Source organism: Neoehrlichia mikurensis (assembly GCF_019186785.1).
GTDB classification, from domain to species: Bacteria; Pseudomonadota; Alphaproteobacteria; order Rickettsiales; family Anaplasmataceae; genus Neoehrlichia; species Neoehrlichia mikurensis.
The window spans coordinates 1,005,948-1,024,262 of the sequence record NZ_CP066557.1 but is presented as its reverse complement, the minus strand read 5'-3'; the positions used below and the strand labels follow the sequence as shown (position 1 = coordinate 1,024,262).

The 18,315-nt window shown below is 25.9% G+C and carries 15 protein-coding genes and 2 tRNA genes; 3 read left to right on the top strand and 14 right to left on the bottom strand.

Translation table 11 applies throughout. The annotated features are described in order from the left end of the window. The first annotated feature begins 340 nt into the window (after positions 1-340). Positions 341-748 (top strand): cytochrome c-type biogenesis protein, encoded by a 408-nt coding sequence (locus tag HL033_RS04110; protein WP_218194017.1) that lies wholly within the window; start codon positions 341-343, stop codon positions 746-748. A gap of 280 nt (positions 749-1,028) precedes the next feature. Here the strand turns inward: HL033_RS04110 and HL033_RS04105 are convergent, their stop codons facing one another. The 8 genes from HL033_RS04105 to HL033_RS04070 all read right to left on the bottom strand — a co-directional run bounded on the left by HL033_RS04105 (position 1,029) and on the right by HL033_RS04070 (position 6,545). Beyond that, complete coding sequence (locus tag HL033_RS04105) at positions 1,029-1,199, bottom strand: hypothetical protein (protein WP_218194016.1); 171 nt, start codon at positions 1,197-1,199, stop codon at positions 1,029-1,031. Positions 1,200-2,290: 1,091 nt separating this feature from the next. After that, a tRNA-Met gene (locus tag HL033_RS04100) sits at positions 2,291-2,364 on the bottom strand. A 129-nt stretch (positions 2,365-2,493) separates the two neighbouring features. Continuing rightward, entirely contained in the window at positions 2,494-3,060 is a 567-nt protein-coding gene (locus HL033_RS04095) for a UbiX family flavin prenyltransferase (RefSeq protein ID WP_218194015.1), read from the bottom strand. Next, positions 3,053-3,328: a DUF2312 domain-containing protein gene (locus tag HL033_RS04090; RefSeq protein WP_218194014.1), complete on the bottom strand. Its 276-nt coding sequence runs from the start codon at positions 3,326-3,328 to the stop codon at positions 3,053-3,055. Before HL033_RS04090 ends, HL033_RS04095 begins: the two co-directional genes overlap by 8 nt. Positions 3,329-3,815: 487 nt before the next feature. Continuing rightward, positions 3,816-4,481: a fructose-6-phosphate aldolase gene (gene fsa / locus HL033_RS04085; protein WP_218194013.1), complete on the bottom strand. Its 666-nt coding sequence runs from the start codon at positions 4,479-4,481 to the stop codon at positions 3,816-3,818. Beyond that, positions 4,465-4,872: a hypothetical protein gene (locus HL033_RS04080; RefSeq protein ID WP_218194012.1), complete on the bottom strand. Its 408-nt coding sequence runs from the start codon at positions 4,870-4,872 to the stop codon at positions 4,465-4,467. Before HL033_RS04080 ends, fsa begins: the two co-directional genes overlap by 17 nt. Before the next feature lie 13 nt (positions 4,873-4,885). Further along, a complete protein-coding gene (gene atpD / locus HL033_RS04075) occupies positions 4,886-6,349 on the bottom strand; it encodes a F0F1 ATP synthase subunit beta (RefSeq protein ID WP_218194011.1) in 1,464 nt (487 codons plus the stop codon). A gap of 110 nt (positions 6,350-6,459) precedes the next feature. Beyond that, positions 6,460-6,545 (bottom strand) — tRNA-Leu (locus tag HL033_RS04070). Positions 6,546-7,085: 540 nt separating this feature from the next. Between HL033_RS04070 and mgtE the strand changes: the two genes are divergently transcribed. Next, on the top strand, positions 7,086-8,432 hold the full coding sequence (mgtE, locus tag HL033_RS04065; RefSeq protein ID WP_218194010.1) for a magnesium transporter: 1,347 nt from the start codon (positions 7,086-7,088) through the stop codon (positions 8,430-8,432). A gap of 853 nt (positions 8,433-9,285) precedes the next feature. Here mgtE and murB read toward each other — a convergent pair. The 4 genes from murB to yihA form a co-directional block, all read right to left on the bottom strand. Next, positions 9,286-10,164 carry a UDP-N-acetylmuramate dehydrogenase gene (gene murB / locus HL033_RS04060; protein WP_218194009.1) on the bottom strand — a complete coding sequence of 293 codons (879 nt, stop codon included), beginning with the start codon at positions 10,162-10,164 and terminating at the stop codon, positions 9,286-9,288. Positions 10,165-10,472: 308 nt separating this feature from the next. Then, complete coding sequence (hemC, locus tag HL033_RS04055; protein ID WP_218194008.1) at positions 10,473-11,360, bottom strand: hydroxymethylbilane synthase; 888 nt, start codon at positions 11,358-11,360, stop codon at positions 10,473-10,475. Positions 11,361-11,895: 535 nt separating this feature from the next. Next, positions 11,896-12,867, bottom strand: a complete 972-nt coding sequence (gene argB, locus HL033_RS04050; RefSeq protein WP_218194007.1) for an acetylglutamate kinase — start codon at positions 12,865-12,867, stop codon at positions 11,896-11,898. A 58-nt stretch (positions 12,868-12,925) separates the two neighbouring features. Further along, on the bottom strand, positions 12,926-13,504 hold the full coding sequence (yihA, locus tag HL033_RS04045) for a ribosome biogenesis GTP-binding protein YihA/YsxC (protein ID WP_218194529.1): 579 nt from the start codon (positions 13,502-13,504) through the stop codon (positions 12,926-12,928). Positions 13,505-13,641: 137 nt separating this feature from the next. Here yihA and prfA point away from each other — a divergent pair, with 137 nt between their 5' ends. Then, positions 13,642-14,727, top strand: coding sequence for a peptide chain release factor 1 (prfA, locus tag HL033_RS04040; protein ID WP_218194006.1), 1,086 nt, complete (start codon positions 13,642-13,644; stop codon positions 14,725-14,727). Between the two features lie 593 nt (positions 14,728-15,320). On the opposite strand, the gene HL033_RS04035 is transcribed toward prfA, so the two are convergent. After that, on the bottom strand, positions 15,321-16,853 hold the full coding sequence (locus HL033_RS04035; protein ID WP_218194005.1) for an acyl-CoA carboxylase subunit beta: 1,533 nt from the start codon (positions 16,851-16,853) through the stop codon (positions 15,321-15,323). 588 nt (positions 16,854-17,441) lie between these two features. After that, a complete protein-coding gene (gene mutM / locus HL033_RS04030) occupies positions 17,442-18,248 on the bottom strand; it encodes a bifunctional DNA-formamidopyrimidine glycosylase/DNA-(apurinic or apyrimidinic site) lyase (RefSeq protein ID WP_218194004.1) in 807 nt (268 codons plus the stop codon). Between the last annotated feature and the right edge of the window lie 67 nt (positions 18,249-18,315).

The following is an 18,315-nucleotide window of genomic DNA, read 5'->3' as shown; positions in this document are numbered from 1 at the left end:
ATGCAACAAAATAATAAAAAGTTTTATCATCTACATATTCGATAAACTCTTGAGTAGCAAATAAAATGCAATACCTTGTACAAGAAAGAAAAAATACGTTTCTAATTCTATAAACATTTTATAACATTAACAAAATAATTCTTTAAATTACTAAGAAACACTCATCTGCATAGACAAATTAGATCAAGATTTTTTATAAAGACAATAAAATATTTATAAATAGTTGCTAAAAATGCATAAGCATATTATATAAAAAATCATATAATATTTAATTATATTTTTACTTTTATAAAGAATAAATTGGGTTTTAATACGATTAAATAATATTATACTAATTAATATGAATAGCATAGTACAAAAAATAATAATATTACTATTTTTAGTATGTATTACTCCATCATATTTTGCTTTTTCTTTTTCATTGGATAATACATTAACTAATAATAATATGGAATTACGTGCTATAAAATTGTTCCAAACAATTCAATGTCTTGTATGTTCAGGTGAGTCAATTTATGAATCTCAATCACAATTTGCTCATAATATGCGTACAACAATAAGAAATTATATCACTAATGGGTATACAGATAAACAAATTATAATTGAACTTAGAAAATTATATGGTAATAAAATTTCCAATATACCACCTTATAATAGTAAGACTTATCTATTATGGATATCACCAATACTTATAATTTCTTTCCTTATCGTTATAGTGGTAATGAAAATAAAATTGCTTAATAGTTAAAAACATAACAATTATTTATAATACATATACCAATACTTACTGGATTTTAAAATCTTTGTATAAATTCTTAAATAACCAAAAAAAATTTTCCTTAAAATCAAGAAACTATAAAGGCAACTTACTTATCTTTACATAAAAGATAATAAGTTATATATAATGATCTCTTATATTAAGTATATAAATTTAATAACAGTTTCTTCAAAAAAGACAATTATTTTATTATAATAAATTCATTAAATACTAAGATATTTTTGTACATTAGAGCTTAATCTATCACCTTCTAATATATTAAAATTGGTGCTTTTACCGTATCATAAATAGGTTCTTCTTCCTTCTGAATTGATGCTTTTACGTTATTAAATACTCTGTTGTTTTTAACTGACTTTGTAGTAGCAAATGTGTCACTCTTACTAGTAACATTTTTCTTATAATTGTTAAAATGTGTTGTCATAAACATACCTACATTAATTTGTATTAAATTAGACTTCTAGTAATACTTTTACTTAAGATGATTTTTTATCGTTAAAATTGTAATTTTTGCCATAATATAATGACAAGTAATAACATCATAAAATTAAAAATCTTAATTGCTAATTTACTTGCTGCACTTAATTAATGATTATTTTTGTTAAAATATTTTAAAACTATACTGATATATAATTTTTATATACATATCATGGTACTAATTGTTTTAATTTTATAAGTATTCTAACTTGCTTTAAATTAAACTTTAATACCTATAATTATAAATAACTTGAAAATTTCTTACTTAAGTAAACCATTTTATTACCTATCTATAATAATGATACTTAACAAAAATCTTAATCTTATTATGATTTATATAACACACAACTTTAAGTTGAATTTAATATTACTCTTTACAGTCATTAAATTAAAAAATAATCTTATTATTATAGTAAAACTAATTTATTAAATAATTATTAAAAATCATATTTAACATAATATTACTAAAATCATTGAAAATTAAAATTAATCCAGTAGTTTCAATTTCTAATTTAAAAATATAAAGAAAACAATAATAGAAAGAAGAAAAAGCCTACCTATGCTACAATGAATCCAGTTAAAAATAACAAGGCATATTCTTTTTTGTTGCACTATAACTCTTCTGATTATTAAAAGAATTACTAACTTAATCAATAAAACTATTTAATAAAGATGTTTTGTTATCTAAATGCAAGTATTTATCTATTTATTATTCAAATAAATTTGTTGTTTATCTGTTATACTTTAATGAACTTTATTAAAAAATCAGATTAAAAACAAATAATATTAGAATATTTGTATTACTAACTCTTATAATATAAGATCAAAAAATTAATACCTATAAAGGTTTTTCATATATCCAATATTGCAAATATCCTGCTTATATTCAATATGTCTTATTAAGCACAATCAATAAAAAAGATGATAATCTTAAAAAAGAATGGGATCACATAACAGTAAAAAAAATAATATAATTGACAAATACATAATAATAACAAGCCTTGCTAATTTTTATAATTAGAAGCTATTAGAAAAAAGTTGCGGGGACTGGATTTGAACCAATGACCTACAGGTTATGAGCCTGTCGAGCTACCAGACTGCTCCACCCCGCGAAAAATACTAAAAAAGTATAGCCTTAAGCGTATATTAAAATATATATTGTAGCAAGTACTTTTTATAAAAATTATTACTACATAGCACGATTTGCACAATTTTGTACAAATTCTATATATACAAAACTATCAAATACCTTTCCAAGAAATATCTTTACTACCTTTAATATCAAACAAATTTAATACTTTTCTTATAGAATGATCAACTAAATCATCTATTGTGGTTGGTAAATTATAAAATGATGGTATAGGAGGTGCAATAACAGCACCAATTTCACTTAAAGTACTCATATTTCTTAAATGTCCTAAATGTAAAGGAGTTTCTCTAATCATTAAAATAAGTTTTCTTTTTTCCTTCAGCATAACATCAGCAGACCTTGTTAATAAATTAGATGCAAGACTGCAAGCAATTTCAGACATAGTATTAATTGAACAAGGTACAATTATCATACCTTCTACTTCAAAAGAGCCACTAGCTATAACTGCACCAACATTATGAACATCATGATAAAATGAACACAATTGCCTTAAATTATCAATAGCATCCTGTCCTTGCTCATGCCCTAAAGTTATCTTTGCAGAATCAGTAATAACAAGATGTACTTCATAACATGTCTCAGTTAGTATACGCAATAAGCGCACTGCATAAATAGAACCAGACGCACCAGTAATACCAACAATAATACGTTTATTCATCTAAGTTAACAAGCATACCTAAAGCTTTTTTATAAGTTAGTAGTAGCATTTCATGTTCTGTAAAATCACTATTATCCATTTTTCTTAATTTTACTATTTGCCTCATTACTTTAGGATGAAAACCTTCATTTTCTGCCTCACTATATACATTACGAATAGATTCACCTATCTCTGCTCTTTCCAATTCTAATCTTTCAATTCTTTCAATGTACTGCTTTAAACTTTGATCTATTATTACATCACCATCTGGCAATATACCAACTTCCATGAAAAACCCCTACCATCACCTATTTTAAATAAGTATATCAGCAATCTTATCTAAATCAACACCAACTATTTTTATGATGACATTATTTAAAAAATCACTATGAAGCATTATTATACACAAATACATTATTTTATTTAGTAATTTATAATCTAAAATTATGTTTGTATACAATATAGATTATTCTATCTTATTGATTATCTCTTAACATACTTATATTATAAAAATGCAAGCATAACTTTTTACATTAAATCTTAATAAAATTAGTGTTAACCATTTTATAAATTTATATGTAATACAAATTTTAAACAAATATCACATATTAAAATATGTTAAATCAAGTTAACTTTTATTTATAGTATATTTAACATTCTTATAAGCAACTTTTTAACACTAAAATTAGCAATTATATATTACTTTACGTAACGTAACATTAATAATCAATATTGTGTAATATAAAATATTAGTATTCATCTTACATCAGATATAATTATATTATCTTCTTGCCAGATTCTTGCCAATTTTGTAAAAAGCTTTCTAATCCAATATCCGTCAGTGGATGAGTAAAAAGTTGCTTAAATATTGTAGGAGAAATTGTAACTATATCAACACCTATTTTTGCAGCATTAACAACATGTAAAGGATTTCTTATAGATGCTGCTAACACTTGCGTAGTAAAGTTATTATATTGTGAATAGACATGACATATATCTTTAACTACCATTAATCCATCATAACTTAAATCATCTAATCTACCTATAAATGGCGAAATAAAATAAGCTCCAGCTTTTGCAGCTAATATTGCCTGCGCTACAGAAAAACATAATGTAACATTTACTTTAATATTATATTCATAAGATAACACTTTACAAGCACAAATACCATCATATGTCATCGGTAATTTTACTACTATATTACAAGAAATATCTGCTAATTTTAATCCTTCCTTTATCATATCATCACAACATGTTGATATTACTTCAACACTAACAGGCCCTTTCACTATACTACATATTTTTGATATTAAATCATTACATACTTTATTACTACTCGATTTAGATAAAAGTATTGGATTTGTTGTAATGCCATCTATTAACCCAGTGGAATTACATTTTTCAATACAATCTATATCAGCAGTATCAAGAAATATTTTCACAATTTAGTACCTTATTAATAAACTTCAAATCTTGACTTAGAATATTAAATAATAACTTATTATCAATAACATTAGGTATATTATCTTCAAAAAGATTTTTTATTTCTTTTAATCTCTTAATATTACTTTTATTATAAACAAATGCTATATCAGCAACAATATTACACATATTATCATATACACTTAAAATAGCACTTGCAGCTATTACATTAGTAGTAACATTAAATATATCATTAAGTATCACAAATCCTGGGCATAAGTTCATAATAAATTTTTCATGATTAGGCATAATAACAAGCTTACCATTATTAGTAGATGTAGATAATGAGTAAATGTTATCAAATATTATTTCACAATCTGGTGTTGTAAATTTTACAGTAATACTTTGCACAATTCATACCATCCTATTTTATTGATTCTGCCTTTTTTATTGCATCATTTATATTACCTACCATATAAAATGCTGATTCAGGTAAATCATCATATTCCCCTTCTACTAAACCTCTAAAACCTTTAACTGTATCTTCTAAAGATACAAGCTTACCAGGAGAATTAGTAAATACTTCAGCAACATGAAAAGGCTGTGATAAAAATTTCTGTATTTTTCTTGCTCTTGCAACTAATAGTTTATCATCTTCTGAAAGCTCATCCATTCCAAGAATAGCTATTATATCCTGCAAAGATTTATAAGTCTGCAATATAAATTGTACATCTTTTGCCACTTTATAATGCTCTTCTCCTACAACTTCTATAGAAAGAGCTTGAGACGTAGAATCTAACGGATCAACAGCAGGATATATACCAAGTTCAGAAATTTGCCTTGAAAGAACAGTTGTTGAATCAAGATGAGAAAAAGAAGTTGAAGGAGCAGGATCTGTTAAATCATCTGCTGGGACATATATTGCCTGCACTGATGTAATAGATCCTTTACATGTAGAAGTAATTCTCTCTTGCATTGCACCCATTTCAGAAGCTAAAGTTGGCTGATAACCGACAGCAGAAGGAATCCTTCCTAACAGGGCTGATACTTCAGAACCAGATTGAGTAAATCTAAATATATTATCAATAAAAAACAATACATCTCGGCCCTCAGTATCCCTAAAATATTCAGCCATTGTTAAAGCTGTTAAAGCAACCCTCATTCTAGCACCAGGTGGCTCATTCATTTGTCCATATACTAAAACTGCTTGAGATTTTTCAGGACAATTAATATTTATTACTCCTGATTCTATCATTTCACGATAAAGATCATTACCTTCACGGGTACGTTCCCCAACACCAGCAAAAACAGAAAATCCCTCATGAGCTTTTGCAATATTATGTATAAGTTCCATAATTAAAACTGTTTTTCCAACCCCAGCTCCACCAAATAACCCAACTTTTCCACCTTTTAAATAAGGTGCCAATAAATCTATAACTTTAATCCCTGTTGTTAGTACTTCTGTTGCAACTTTTTGATCTACTAATAACGGGGGAGAAGAATATATAGGACGAACAGAGGAATTCTGTATTAAAGGAAGATCACCACATCCATCTATTGTATTACCTAATACATCAAAAATTCTACCTAAAACTTGCCTCCCAACAGGTACAGATATAGGATAGCCTGTATCAACAAACTCGTCACCTCTAGACAGCCCATCAGTACTTTCAATTGCTATACATCTTACCACACCACCACTAATATGTTGCGCAACTTCTAATGTAATTTTTTTCCCATTATAATCCAACTTACTTTTCAAAGCATTTAGCACTGCTGGAACTTGATCATTTTTAAATTTTACATCTACAATTGCAGGCATAACTTTCACTACTTCTCCAATAGCATTAGTTATACTTTGTTTTTGTATTTTTTTTTCCTCACTCATCAACTCCTCACTACCCTACATTAGTATAAACACTAATACATAATACTAAAATCTCAAAAAAATTGTACTTAAAATTAATTATAATCCCATAAAGGACCTCATTATTTAAATGGTGCCCCTGGCCGGACTTGAACCAGCACATCCTTGCAGATAATAGATTTTGAGTCTACCGCGTCTACCATTCCGCCACAAGGGCTGCTTATTAAGTAAAAGAGTAACAATACTACAAACAATTTTTATAAAGTCAATTCAAATTCAATATCATAACACCAAATATTATACAACATATAGATTTATTAAAATAAAAACTACAAATACCTACTATTACAGTTACTTTAAATTCTCTAATAATAGCCGAATTTTTTAGAAATAATAAAAGTCAAGATTATTAGATTTATCAAATATTTATCTAATCTTGATCAAAATATTAGTCATATAGTAATAATCTCCTCTATATTACAAATATTATCTTCTGAAATGCTTATCAATATAAGATATTTGACATGTAAAGGATCTATTTATATCAGTACAAGTAATATATTTACCAGCACTTGCATTTATTATAGAACCTTTATATAGTAAATATACTTATTGATAATTTTTGAAGTGTTAAAAAAATTAATCAATAAATACTAGTAATAACATTATTTACTAATTTTATTGAAATAATATTCAGTTAAGTATAAACATGATAGCTTGCTATTATAAATAAAGTTTAAATAAGTATTCAGGAGTTATGTCTAGTTATTTATTAAATGAAGAAATTAGTAATTTGCTAATAAAAGCACTTGAAGACAAGGACTCCCTTGCTATAAAAAATATCATCAATAAAGTTGATAATGTTCAAATTGCTTATTTTCTAATTACCTCTACATATCAATACCGCAAGGAACTATTGCTTAATATTAATGATAAATTATTATCTGAAACGTTAGTACATCTTGTTCCTGAATTACATCAAGAAATTATAAATATTGTAAAAATAGAAAAATTTGCTTTTTTAATTTCAGATCTTGATACAGAAGACATTGTTACAATCATTGAAGGATTATATCAAGAAGAGCAAACTAAAATCCTTAATTTATTACCTAATGACAAAGCTATATTTATCAAAGAATTATTATCTTATCCTGAGCAAAGCGCCGGAAGATTAATACATAAGGATATCGCAATAGTACCAGAGCACTGGAATATTAGCCAATTAATAGATTATCTATGTAATAGTGGAAAATCAAACAATAAATTTTATGAAATTTTCGTCATTAATTCTAAATTACAACCCATAGGGATGATAAGCCTTGATGTTATTATACGCGCAAATAAATATCAGCTTATACGTCAGCTTATGAATACCGACATAAAAATTATAAAACCAGGTATAACACAAGAAGAAGTATCAGAAATATTTCGGAAATATTCATTATTATCTGCTCCAGTAGTTAATAAAAAAGGTCATATTATTGGCTCAATACTAATACATGATATTATTAACGTCATACAGCAAGAAGCAGAGCAAGACGTATTACATCTTGGTATGGTCTCAAATAATGACATCAATTCTTCCTTGTTTAAGACTGTTATTAAAAGGCTTCCATGGTTAGCTATAAATTTACTTACTTCTACTATAAGTTCAATGGTCATTAATCTTTTTAGTAATACAATTAAGCAATTTGTAGTATTATCTGTCATTATGCCAATAATTGCATCAATGAGCGGTAATGCTGGGTTACAAGCATTAACAGTTACAATAAGAGCTTTAGCAACAAAACAAATAAATTATAGAAATTCTCATAGATTATTAATGAAAGAATTATGTGTAGGATTTTTTAATGGATTAGTGCTCGCATCAATAGCATCAATGATAATAATCATAAGATTTCATAATATAACAATGGAAATATTATTTAGCATTTCAATGATAATTACATTTTCTATTGCTACATTTTTAGGAGCATCAATTCCTATAATTCTTAATTTTTTTAAGTCTGATCCAACAGTATCATCATCTATAATAATATGTGCTGCTAGTGATACTATATCTTTTTTAATATTTTTAGGATTATCAACTATATTTCTTATGTAATTTATAATATATAATTTAATGAAAGTTGTAGCTTATTATTACATAATACTACATATAATATATTTTTAAAATACTAAAATCTTATAGTGTGTATAGATAAATATATGTTTACAACATAAAAAATAAAATACTTAGAATGCCATAACGTTATTACATACTTATCACTTTAATATCTAATTAAGCATATTATCATCATTTATTAATAAAAGCAAGTTATACCGAAATATGTAAATAAATCAAAATACTTTTAAAAAAACTAGTAAATTTAAAATAAACATAATAAATACATATTAAATTTTATGCAGCATTAGTTATTTTTGATAATTATATTATAGCAAGACTCATTCAGAAAAATTTATTCAGGTTAAAAGAAATAACTAAAAAACTCATTTAAATTACTTACATAGTACACATATAAGAAGTAAGCAATTAACTTATGACTTTGTTGTCCTGTTTTTATGACTTTTATTACTTCTATTTTATTTTCTTTCTATTGTTTACTAGGTATAAAGATATTTTATAAAAACATAAAAAAATATACAAAAAGTTAATGTATAAAATATAACTTGATACTCAAACAAACACAAATTAGAAATATTAATAATAGTATAAGTTGTCTTAATTTTTTATAAAAAATTAATATCTAAAAATAGTAAAAGATTAAATGATTTTTTTATATATTCACTAATTTTATACAGTCCATTAAATAAAAATTATCTACTGCAATCAAAATTAAGTTTTTACTTAATTATTTAGTATACGCTAAGTTTATAATAACCTTATTTTTTATATAAAAACCTAATTACGCTAATATTTTTTATTTTCATACGATTACTTATATTACTCAGATCACTTATCCTAAAAATTTTATTTCCCATTCAAGATCTATATTAAATTTATTTTTAACTTTATCTCTAACCTTATTTCCAAGATTTTCTAAATCTCCAGCAGTAGCATTATTATAATTTACTAAAAAATTACAGTGCTTATCAGACACCATAGCTCCACCCATTTTCATTCCTCTACAACTAGCAGCATCTATTAATTCCCACGCTTTATATCCTGTAGGATTCTTAAAAGTTGACCCTCCTGTTTTGACTCTAATAGGTTGATCATGATTTCTTTTACATATCAATTTATCCATCGTGCTTGCAATAACATCTTTTTGCAATTTTTTACCAATAAACGTTGCTTCTATAAATATCCAGTTATTATTTAATGAATTTCCACGATAATAATATCCTATATCATTTTTTGATAAAACATGAATATTCCCATTTTCATCAATTGCCTTAACAGATTGTAATACTGAAGATATATCATACCCATACGCTCCAGCATTCATAGCAATTGCTCCTCCTACTGTACCAGGTATTCCCACCATAAATTCAAATCCAGAAATACCATTGTTTTTTGCAAAAACCGCAAGATTAGCAAGCAACACAGCACAACCAACAGTAATAGTAGTAGCATTACAAAATATATTTGTAAATCCTTTCCCTAATTTTACTATTGCCCCTTTAATCAATCCATCTCTTATAATAAGATTCGAGGCCACTCCTATTACATTAACTTGAAAGTCTACACTTTTAATAAAATAAGATAGATCATCAATATTTGCTGGTTTAAATAAAACCTCAGCAATACCACCAACATTAAACCAAGTCATATTTTTCATTTGAACTCCTTTACGGTATTGCCCTAATACAGGAGGTAACTCTTTACATATCATCAACTATACAAATAATACATTCTTCAACAACATCATACCTGTTCTACTTTTAAATAACATATTTTAATATGTATTAAAATACATACCTGATATATACTCAATGCTATTTATATAAAAAATAAATAATAGCACTCACATCATTATCTAAAATGTTATTTATATATCATCCTAATAATAAAATTAATAATTATCAAGATTTATCAATTGTGTCATATAATAATATAAGTATTTAAAATAATTTTTTTTCATTACAATGTGTTTTATTAATTAAAAATATTTTATACACTAATATGTACATAAAGATTCATTTACTTAAAATTAAGTAGCTTATTTTTTAATTCTACACCCATTTCAAATCCTACTTTTTTTGCCTCACTCTCTAAAAATTCACGTTCTAAAAATAATATGCTATTACTATCAGAAAGCATACATCTCATACGTAGGATATCATCATCAATATATTTAGCAAAAGCAGCTAATGGTGTATTACAAGAACCATCAACTGCCTTCATAAAAGCCCTCTCTGCCATAATACTCATATAAGATTTATAATCATTTAAACGCTGTACTATAGATAAAATCTTATCATCATTTGCTCTACATTGAATACATATTGCACCTTGCCCTACTGCACTTAACATTATACCTGAATCAATAACTTCACTAATAACTTCCTGCTTCCCTATTCTATTCAATCCAGCTTCAGCAAGTATAATAGCATCAAGATTTTTAGATTTTTCAATTCTTGTATCAATATTACCTCTTAAAGGAACAATACGTAAATCAGGTCTTAAGGCAAGAAGCTGAACCTTTCTTCTAATTGAAGATGTCCCAATAGTAGCATTAAAAGGAAGTGATTCTATACTACTATATTTTGATGAAATTAAAACATCATATGGTGAATTTCTTTTAAGAATACATGGAATTACTAAGTTATCAGAAAAAAAAGCAGGAACATCTTTAACTGAGTGTACAGCAATATCAATTTCATTTCTTAATAATGACTCTTCTATTTCTTGTAAAAATAGAGCCTTTCCTCCTATTTCATATAAAGGTACATCAACAGCATTATCGCCTGAAGTTTTGATTTTTATAATTTGTATAATAAGCTCAGGATTTTTTTTTAATAATAATTCCACCTCATATACTTGCCTCATTGCAAGTAAACTTCCTCTTGTTCCTATTTTTATCTCCATTTCTTATTACATTGGTGTCTTATATTAACATATTATAAAACTCATAAAACCTGTACAACTTTATATTATACCTATTACAGATAAATTCACTCTAAATAATATTATAATACAATAGATCTACATCATAAAGAATTGAGATGTTTTTTTTCCACATTATGAAAAAAAATTGTATGTTATTACTATAACAAATAATTCTCATTAAAATTATCTTTATCGTTATATAAATGCATTGTTATAATGTTAGTATATAGCATTTATCTTATATTATATATCCTAACATTTTAGTAGCTTCTATATTAATAGCATTTCTCAAATAAAAAAAAAGATACAATATTTCAAATATTTTAATAACACTACTAATAGTAAGTAAAAACCATGCGCCCTATAACTAAAGCTAAATTATTCTTTAATTTTATACATCAATTACGTAACAAAATTATATTTTATCTTATTATTAAAATAACACATCACCTTTCTTAGTAAAATAAATTTTTTATTATATTAAAATAATAAACACTTAAACTTAGAACTAAAATTATTCACTATATGAATCACATTCTAATATCATAGACCCAGTCCCATGTACAGTAAATAACTCTAATAATAATACATGAGGTATTCTACCATTAATAATATGAGCCAACCCGCAAGTTTCCTTAACAAATTTTATACACGTTTGCAATTTTGGAATCATACCTTCATTAGCAATTCCTTTGTATATCAAATTTTCAGCTTCATTAATTGAAATTTCAGAAAGTAAATTCCCATCACCATCACTAACACCATTAACATCTGTTAAAATAATTAATTTAGCTGCAGATAATGCATTAGCAATTGCCCCTGCAACTAAGTCAGCATTTACATTATAAGTTGCTCCATTTTCACCACCACACACAGGCGCTATTACTGGTATAAAGTCAGATTCTTCCATAAAAAATAGTAGATCTGTATTTACTTCACTAGGTTCACCTACAAAACCTATATCCAAAATTTTTTCTACATTATTCGATTGATCATCTTTAAAAGTACAGCAAATCTTCTTGGCCTCTACTAAATTTGCATCTTTTCCACTTAATCCAATAGCATAACCTCCTGATTTACTTATCAATTGTGTAATATTTTTATTTATTAAACCACATAATACCATCTCTACAATTTCTAATGTATCAGCATCTGTAACTCTCAAACCATTAATAAATGTACTTTCTTTACCAAATTTTTTCAAAACTTCATTAACCTTATTACCTCCTCCATGTACTACTATTGGATTGATACCTAACTGTTTTAGCAATACTATATCATGAGCAAAGCTTTCAGCTAAATTTTTATCTATCATAGCAGCACCACCATATTTTATTACAAATGTTTCACCTGAAAACTGCTGTATGTACGGAAGAGATTCTGATAAAATTTTTGCTTTATTTAACCATTCATCATTTTTATTAAATTGGTCAACATTGAATTCCATTTTTTCATACTTATTATTTGGAATATTGTGTAATTTCATAAACCGACTCCCATTTATTAACCTTTAAATTTTATAACATTCCTAACATTTAAATTGATTATTTTATTATGTAATACACTAATTCTTTTATTCCTTTTCTATCTTTACTACTAACAGTCATTATAGGATCAAGTAAAAAATCTAACCCTAGTAATTTTTTTTTTACAATACATAAAATGTCAGATAATTTTTCACATGATACTTTATCAATTTTTGTTAAAACTACATAATAAAATATTTGATGAATTTCTAACCAATTAATGAAATCTAAATCTATTTCTTTTAATCCTATTCTAGAATCTATAAGCAAAATTAATTTTTGTAAATTCTCTCTATGTAATAAATAATATTCCATAAGATTAATATAATTAATAATCAAATTTTTACCTGCTTTTGAATAACCATATCCTGGTAAATCAACAAGCATCATAGATCCCTGATTAATTAAATAAAAATTAATTTGTTTTGTACATCCTGGCAATGAAGATACTTTTGCATTTTTTTTATTTTTAGTTATTGCATTAATTAAACTAGACTTTCCAACATTTGATCTTCCAACAATCGCAGTTTCAGGAACCAAAGAATTAGGAAAGGAACTTTTATTAATAGCGCCAATAACGAATTTACAATCCAACATTACAAATTTTACTTTATTTAACCAAAAACAATAACTATTACACAATAAAATTTTACAATTAACTTTATCAGTGCTAAGATAAGGCATTAGTATTATACTATTTAGTAACATAATAACTATTTTCAATCTATAAAGCTATGAATTTTGAACATAACCTAGAAGAATTATCAAAAAAGTTCCATATGCTAAAAGATAAATTAGCTAATCCTAGCAACTTGAATGTTCAAGAATTTGTTAATGCATCAAAAGAATATTCAGATTTATTATCTATAATTGAAGTTTTAGATCAATATAATGCTTTAAAGAAAGAAATTTCAGAACTAGAAGAATTAATAAATAATCCAGATAATGATTATGAGCTTCGTGTTCTTGCAAAAGAAGAGTCTCAAAATAAACAGAAACAGTTACCTAAATTAAAGCATAAATTAACATTGTCATTATTACCAAAAGATAAAGATGATTCTCGTAATGCAATATTAGAGATTAGAGCAGGCACAGGTGGAGAAGAAGCTGCATTATTTGTTTGTAATTTATACCGTATGTATACAAAATATGCAGAAAAAAAAAATTGGAAAATTGAACATATGAACATATCAACCACTGGAATAGGAGGATACAAGGAAGTATCCTTATGCATTAGTGGTAATAATGTATTTGCTAGATTAAAATTTGAATCAGGAGTTCATAGAGTACAAAGAGTTCCGGAAACTGAATCTTCAGGAAGATTACATACTTCAGCAGCCACAGTTGCAGTATTACCAGAAGTTGAGGATATTGATTTAAAAATTGACGAAAAAGATTTAAGAATTGATGTATATAGATCTAGCGGACCTGGAGGTCAATCAGTTAATACAACAGATAGCGCTGTAAGAATTACTCATATACCTACAGGAATTGTTGTAATTCAACAAGATGAAAAATCCCAACATAAAAATAAAAGCAAGGCTTTAAAGGTTTTAAGAGCAAGATTATACGATATTGAAAAACAAAAAATAACCAATGAAGTATCAGAAATGCGTAAAAATCAAATAGGTTCTGGAGACAGATCTGAGCGTATTAGAACATATAATTTTCCTCAATCTAGAGTAACAGATCATAGAATAAATTTAACTTTATATAAACTTGATTATATAATCAAAGAAGGAGATCTTGATGAATTTATTGATGCTTTAATTACTGAAGATGAGGCTCGAAGATTGAAAGAATGCTATAATTCTAATTAATACTTTTATATAGTAATCATAAACTAAATTCATGTAATAAAAAAATCTTCTTTATTACCATAAAATTAAATATACAGTGATATCAATTTCATAAAAATGAATGCAAATACACATAGTAAAGCAACTTATATTATTTTCAAATACACTTTATCTTGAAAATGACGTATTATCACTTAGTAATAATTTGCAGTACACGTTTTTAAAAAAATATCTCACATGATTAAAATCACATATTAAAAGTCAATTGAGATTATGTACATATTTTGCTTATTATCACCCTAATTTTGAAAACACCACTCTATCTTGAGAATGACGTATTATAAATTTAAGCTCTACGATCAATACTAGACAAATTAATACAATTACATAATATATGCCAAGAAAAATGCTTGTAAACTACTATTTATAGTAAAAACCATATAATACTTATTATTATAAAAATTGTTCTCTTTTTAAATACAAAATATAATACAATTTATCAAAAATATTTTTATTACCAACATCAATACAAGAAATCCCTTTACTAATAAACCCTACTTGTCAACAAAATAAGTAATCTTTATCGCTCATTTATACAAATATGATTAAAATAATCATAATGGTAAATTATCATGCTTGCGAAAAACTTTATCAACTTTTTTATTTTTTAACAACTCTAATGCATTATATAAATATCTTCTTGTTTTTGATGGCATAATAATATCATCTATAAACCCTCGAGAAGCTGCAACATAAGGATTAACAACTTTATCACGATATTCTTCTACTAACTTATTAATTTTATCTTTATCATTTTCAGAGCGAAATATTATCTCAACAGCCCCTTCAGAACCCATAACTGCAATTTCAGCACTAGGCCAAGAATAATTTACATCACCACATAAATGCCTTGAACTCATAACTATATATGCTCCTCCATATGCCTTACGTACTACTACACTAATTTTTGGTACCGTAGCTTCTGCATATGCATACAATAATTTTGCACCATGTACAATAATTCCAGAATACTCTTGATGAGATCCTGGCATAAATCCAGGAACATCAATAAATGTAACTATTGGTATATTAAAAGCATCACAAAAACGTATAAATCTTGCAGCTTTTCTTGAGGAATTAATATCTAAACACCCTGCAAGATGCTTAGGTTGATTTGCAACGATACCAATAACATTTCCACCTATTCTACCAAATCCTACAATAATATTTTTTGCAAAATCAGGTTTTATTTCAAAAAATACACCTTCATCACATATTTTGTTTACTAATTCATACATATCATATGAAACATTGCTTTCTTTAGGAATTAAAGAATTCAAAGAGTTATCTTCTCTAAACACAGAATCAGTAGTTGAAATAAATTTTGGAACATCTTTATTATGTGAAGGTATAAATGATATAAATTTTCTTATTTGTAATAGTGCATCAATTTCATTTTCAAAAGCAAAATCTGCAACACCAGTTTTACAAGTATGAACTTCTGCTCCTCCCAAATCTTCTTGTGTTATTTCTTCATACATTACTTTTTTTATAACATCAGGACCAGTAACAAACATATAAGAACTATTTTGTATCATAAATACAAAATCTGTTAATGCTGGAGAATATACTGCTCCTCCTGCACATGGTCCCATAACTAATGATATCTGAGGCACTACCCCAGACATATTAACATTACGTTGAAAAATTTCCCCATACCCTGATAAGGAATCAACACCCTCCTGTATACGTGCACCACCTGAATCATTAATTCCAATAACCGGTACTTTTATCCTTGCTGCAATATCCATTATATAGCAAATCTTTTTGGCATTTGCTTCACTTAATGAACCTCCAAATACAGTAAAATCTTGAGCATAAACGCATACTGTTCTACCATATATTTTACCACAACCTACAACTACTCCATCTCCAAAAGTTTTAGTGCTATTCATTCCAAAATTAATAGATCTATGCTCAACAAAAACCCCATATTCCTGAAATGAATCTTTATCTAGTAATATTTCTAATCTTTCTCTTGCAGTTAATTTACCTTTACTATGTTGCTTTGCAATCTTAGATTCCCCGCCACCATTATCAAGGCTTCGCTTTTTATTTTCTAATTCTTGTAATAATGTAATATTCATTAGTAATTTTAAATTTTAATTATATTATAATTAAAATTCATATTAACATATTTTAATACAGTAAATAAACTATTATTTAATAAATTTAACTATCACTTTAACTTAAATAAGTACTATTATACAAGATAGCAACTTATATCATACAGGAAGTACTATTCAAAGTAGCAATGCTACAATGCCACAGGAATGTTTTATATTCAAAATGGAAATATTTCTATTAATGATTTAATATCAAAATAATACTAAACATATCAACTATTTATATAATTACAAGTTTCTAATAAATTACTGGATCTTTAACTCGTTTATACAAATAAAAACAAGTATAATGAGTAAATCTCACTACAATACTGTATTCAACTATAAATTAGTTTATAAACCATAAACTAATGTAGTAATGTAGTCACCATATAAAACATCAAAAATAATCTTAAGGTGTTGTCTTATAAACAAATATACTCAATTTATAATTGAATACATTTATATATCATAATTTAATATTTTTTATATTAAATACAAATATAGTCTATTGCTTTATAAATTACAAATTTGTAACATTATAGAATAACTATACTATTATATAATAATCTAAGATTGACATTTTGAGCAAAAAAAAGTACTTCTACCATTCTGATTTATTTTTAAGATAGAGGACTTACATAAATAACACAATTTTCCTTCTCTTCCATAAACCATAAATTTCTTTTGAAAATGTCCTATTAACCCTAAAGGTGAAGTATAGTCTTTAATTGTTGAACCTCCAGCTTTTATAGCATAATCTAGCACAATCTTAATATTTTGTACAATGTGAACACATTCATTAAAAGAAAGAGTATTTGCAACCCTATAAGGTAAAACATGTGCTTTAAATAGAATTTCCGAAGCATATATATTACCTATACCAACAACAATCTTATTATTCATTAATAAAGATTTAATACTACATTTAGTTAAGTTATTTATTAAATAGCTTGTATTAAATTCTCTAATTAATGGTTCTAAACCAAATTTTTTACAAAAGCGTTTATATTGTATATTATCAAAAATTACTACTAATCCAAATCTACGTGCATCATTAAAAATAACATAAGATTTATCATTAAGAACAAATATAACATGATCATGTTGAGTAAATTTATAATTTTCAGCGTATAATAATTTTCCACTCATACCTAAATGAATTATTATTCGCAAATTATTACTTAACAAAATAATTATATATTTAGCCTTTCTGTAAACATTCAAAATTTTCTGATTAATAACTAAATCTCTAAAATTTTTTTCTATAGGTAAACGCAAATCCGTTCTATTAATAATAACATCAAACACACTTTTACCCAAAATTTTACCACAAAAAAATTGAGTTATAACCTCAATTTCAGGTAATTCAGGCATTCTTCATATTACGCTTTTGATTTTTACGACGCAAAATATTTGATTTTAATGCAGCTGATAAAATTTT

Coding starts and splice junctions, on each gene's coding strand:
- HL033_RS04110 (WP_218194017.1), top strand. CDS start 341: ATGAATAGCATAGTACAAAAAATAATAATATTACTATTTTTAGTATGT.
- yihA (WP_218194529.1), bottom strand. CDS start 13,504: ATGTTGGATTGTAAATTCGTTATTGGCGCTATTAATAAAAGTTCCTTT.
- hemC (WP_218194008.1), bottom strand. CDS start 11,360: ATGGAGATAAAAATAGGAACAAGAGGAAGTTTACTTGCAATGAGGCAA.
- murB (WP_218194009.1), bottom strand. CDS start 10,164: ATGATATGTAAAGAGTTACCTCCTGTATTAGGGCAATACCGTAAAGGA.
- HL033_RS04090 (WP_218194014.1), bottom strand. CDS start 3,328: ATGGAAGTTGGTATATTGCCAGATGGTGATGTAATAATAGATCAAAGT.
- atpD (WP_218194011.1), bottom strand. CDS start 6,349: ATGAGTGAGGAAAAAAAAATACAAAAACAAAGTATAACTAATGCTATT.
- argB (WP_218194007.1), bottom strand. CDS start 12,867: ATGAAATTACACAATATTCCAAATAATAAGTATGAAAAAATGGAATTC.
- mutM (WP_218194004.1), bottom strand. CDS start 18,248: ATGCCTGAATTACCTGAAATTGAGGTTATAACTCAATTTTTTTGTGGT.
- HL033_RS04105 (WP_218194016.1), bottom strand. CDS start 1,199: ATGACAACACATTTTAACAATTATAAGAAAAATGTTACTAGTAAGAGT.
- HL033_RS04095 (WP_218194015.1), bottom strand. CDS start 3,060: ATGAATAAACGTATTATTGTTGGTATTACTGGTGCGTCTGGTTCTATT.
- prfA (WP_218194006.1), top strand. CDS start 13,642: ATGAATTTTGAACATAACCTAGAAGAATTATCAAAAAAGTTCCATATG.
- HL033_RS04035 (WP_218194005.1), bottom strand. CDS start 16,853: ATGAATATTACATTATTACAAGAATTAGAAAATAAAAAGCGAAGCCTT.
- mgtE (WP_218194010.1), top strand. CDS start 7,086: ATGTCTAGTTATTTATTAAATGAAGAAATTAGTAATTTGCTAATAAAA.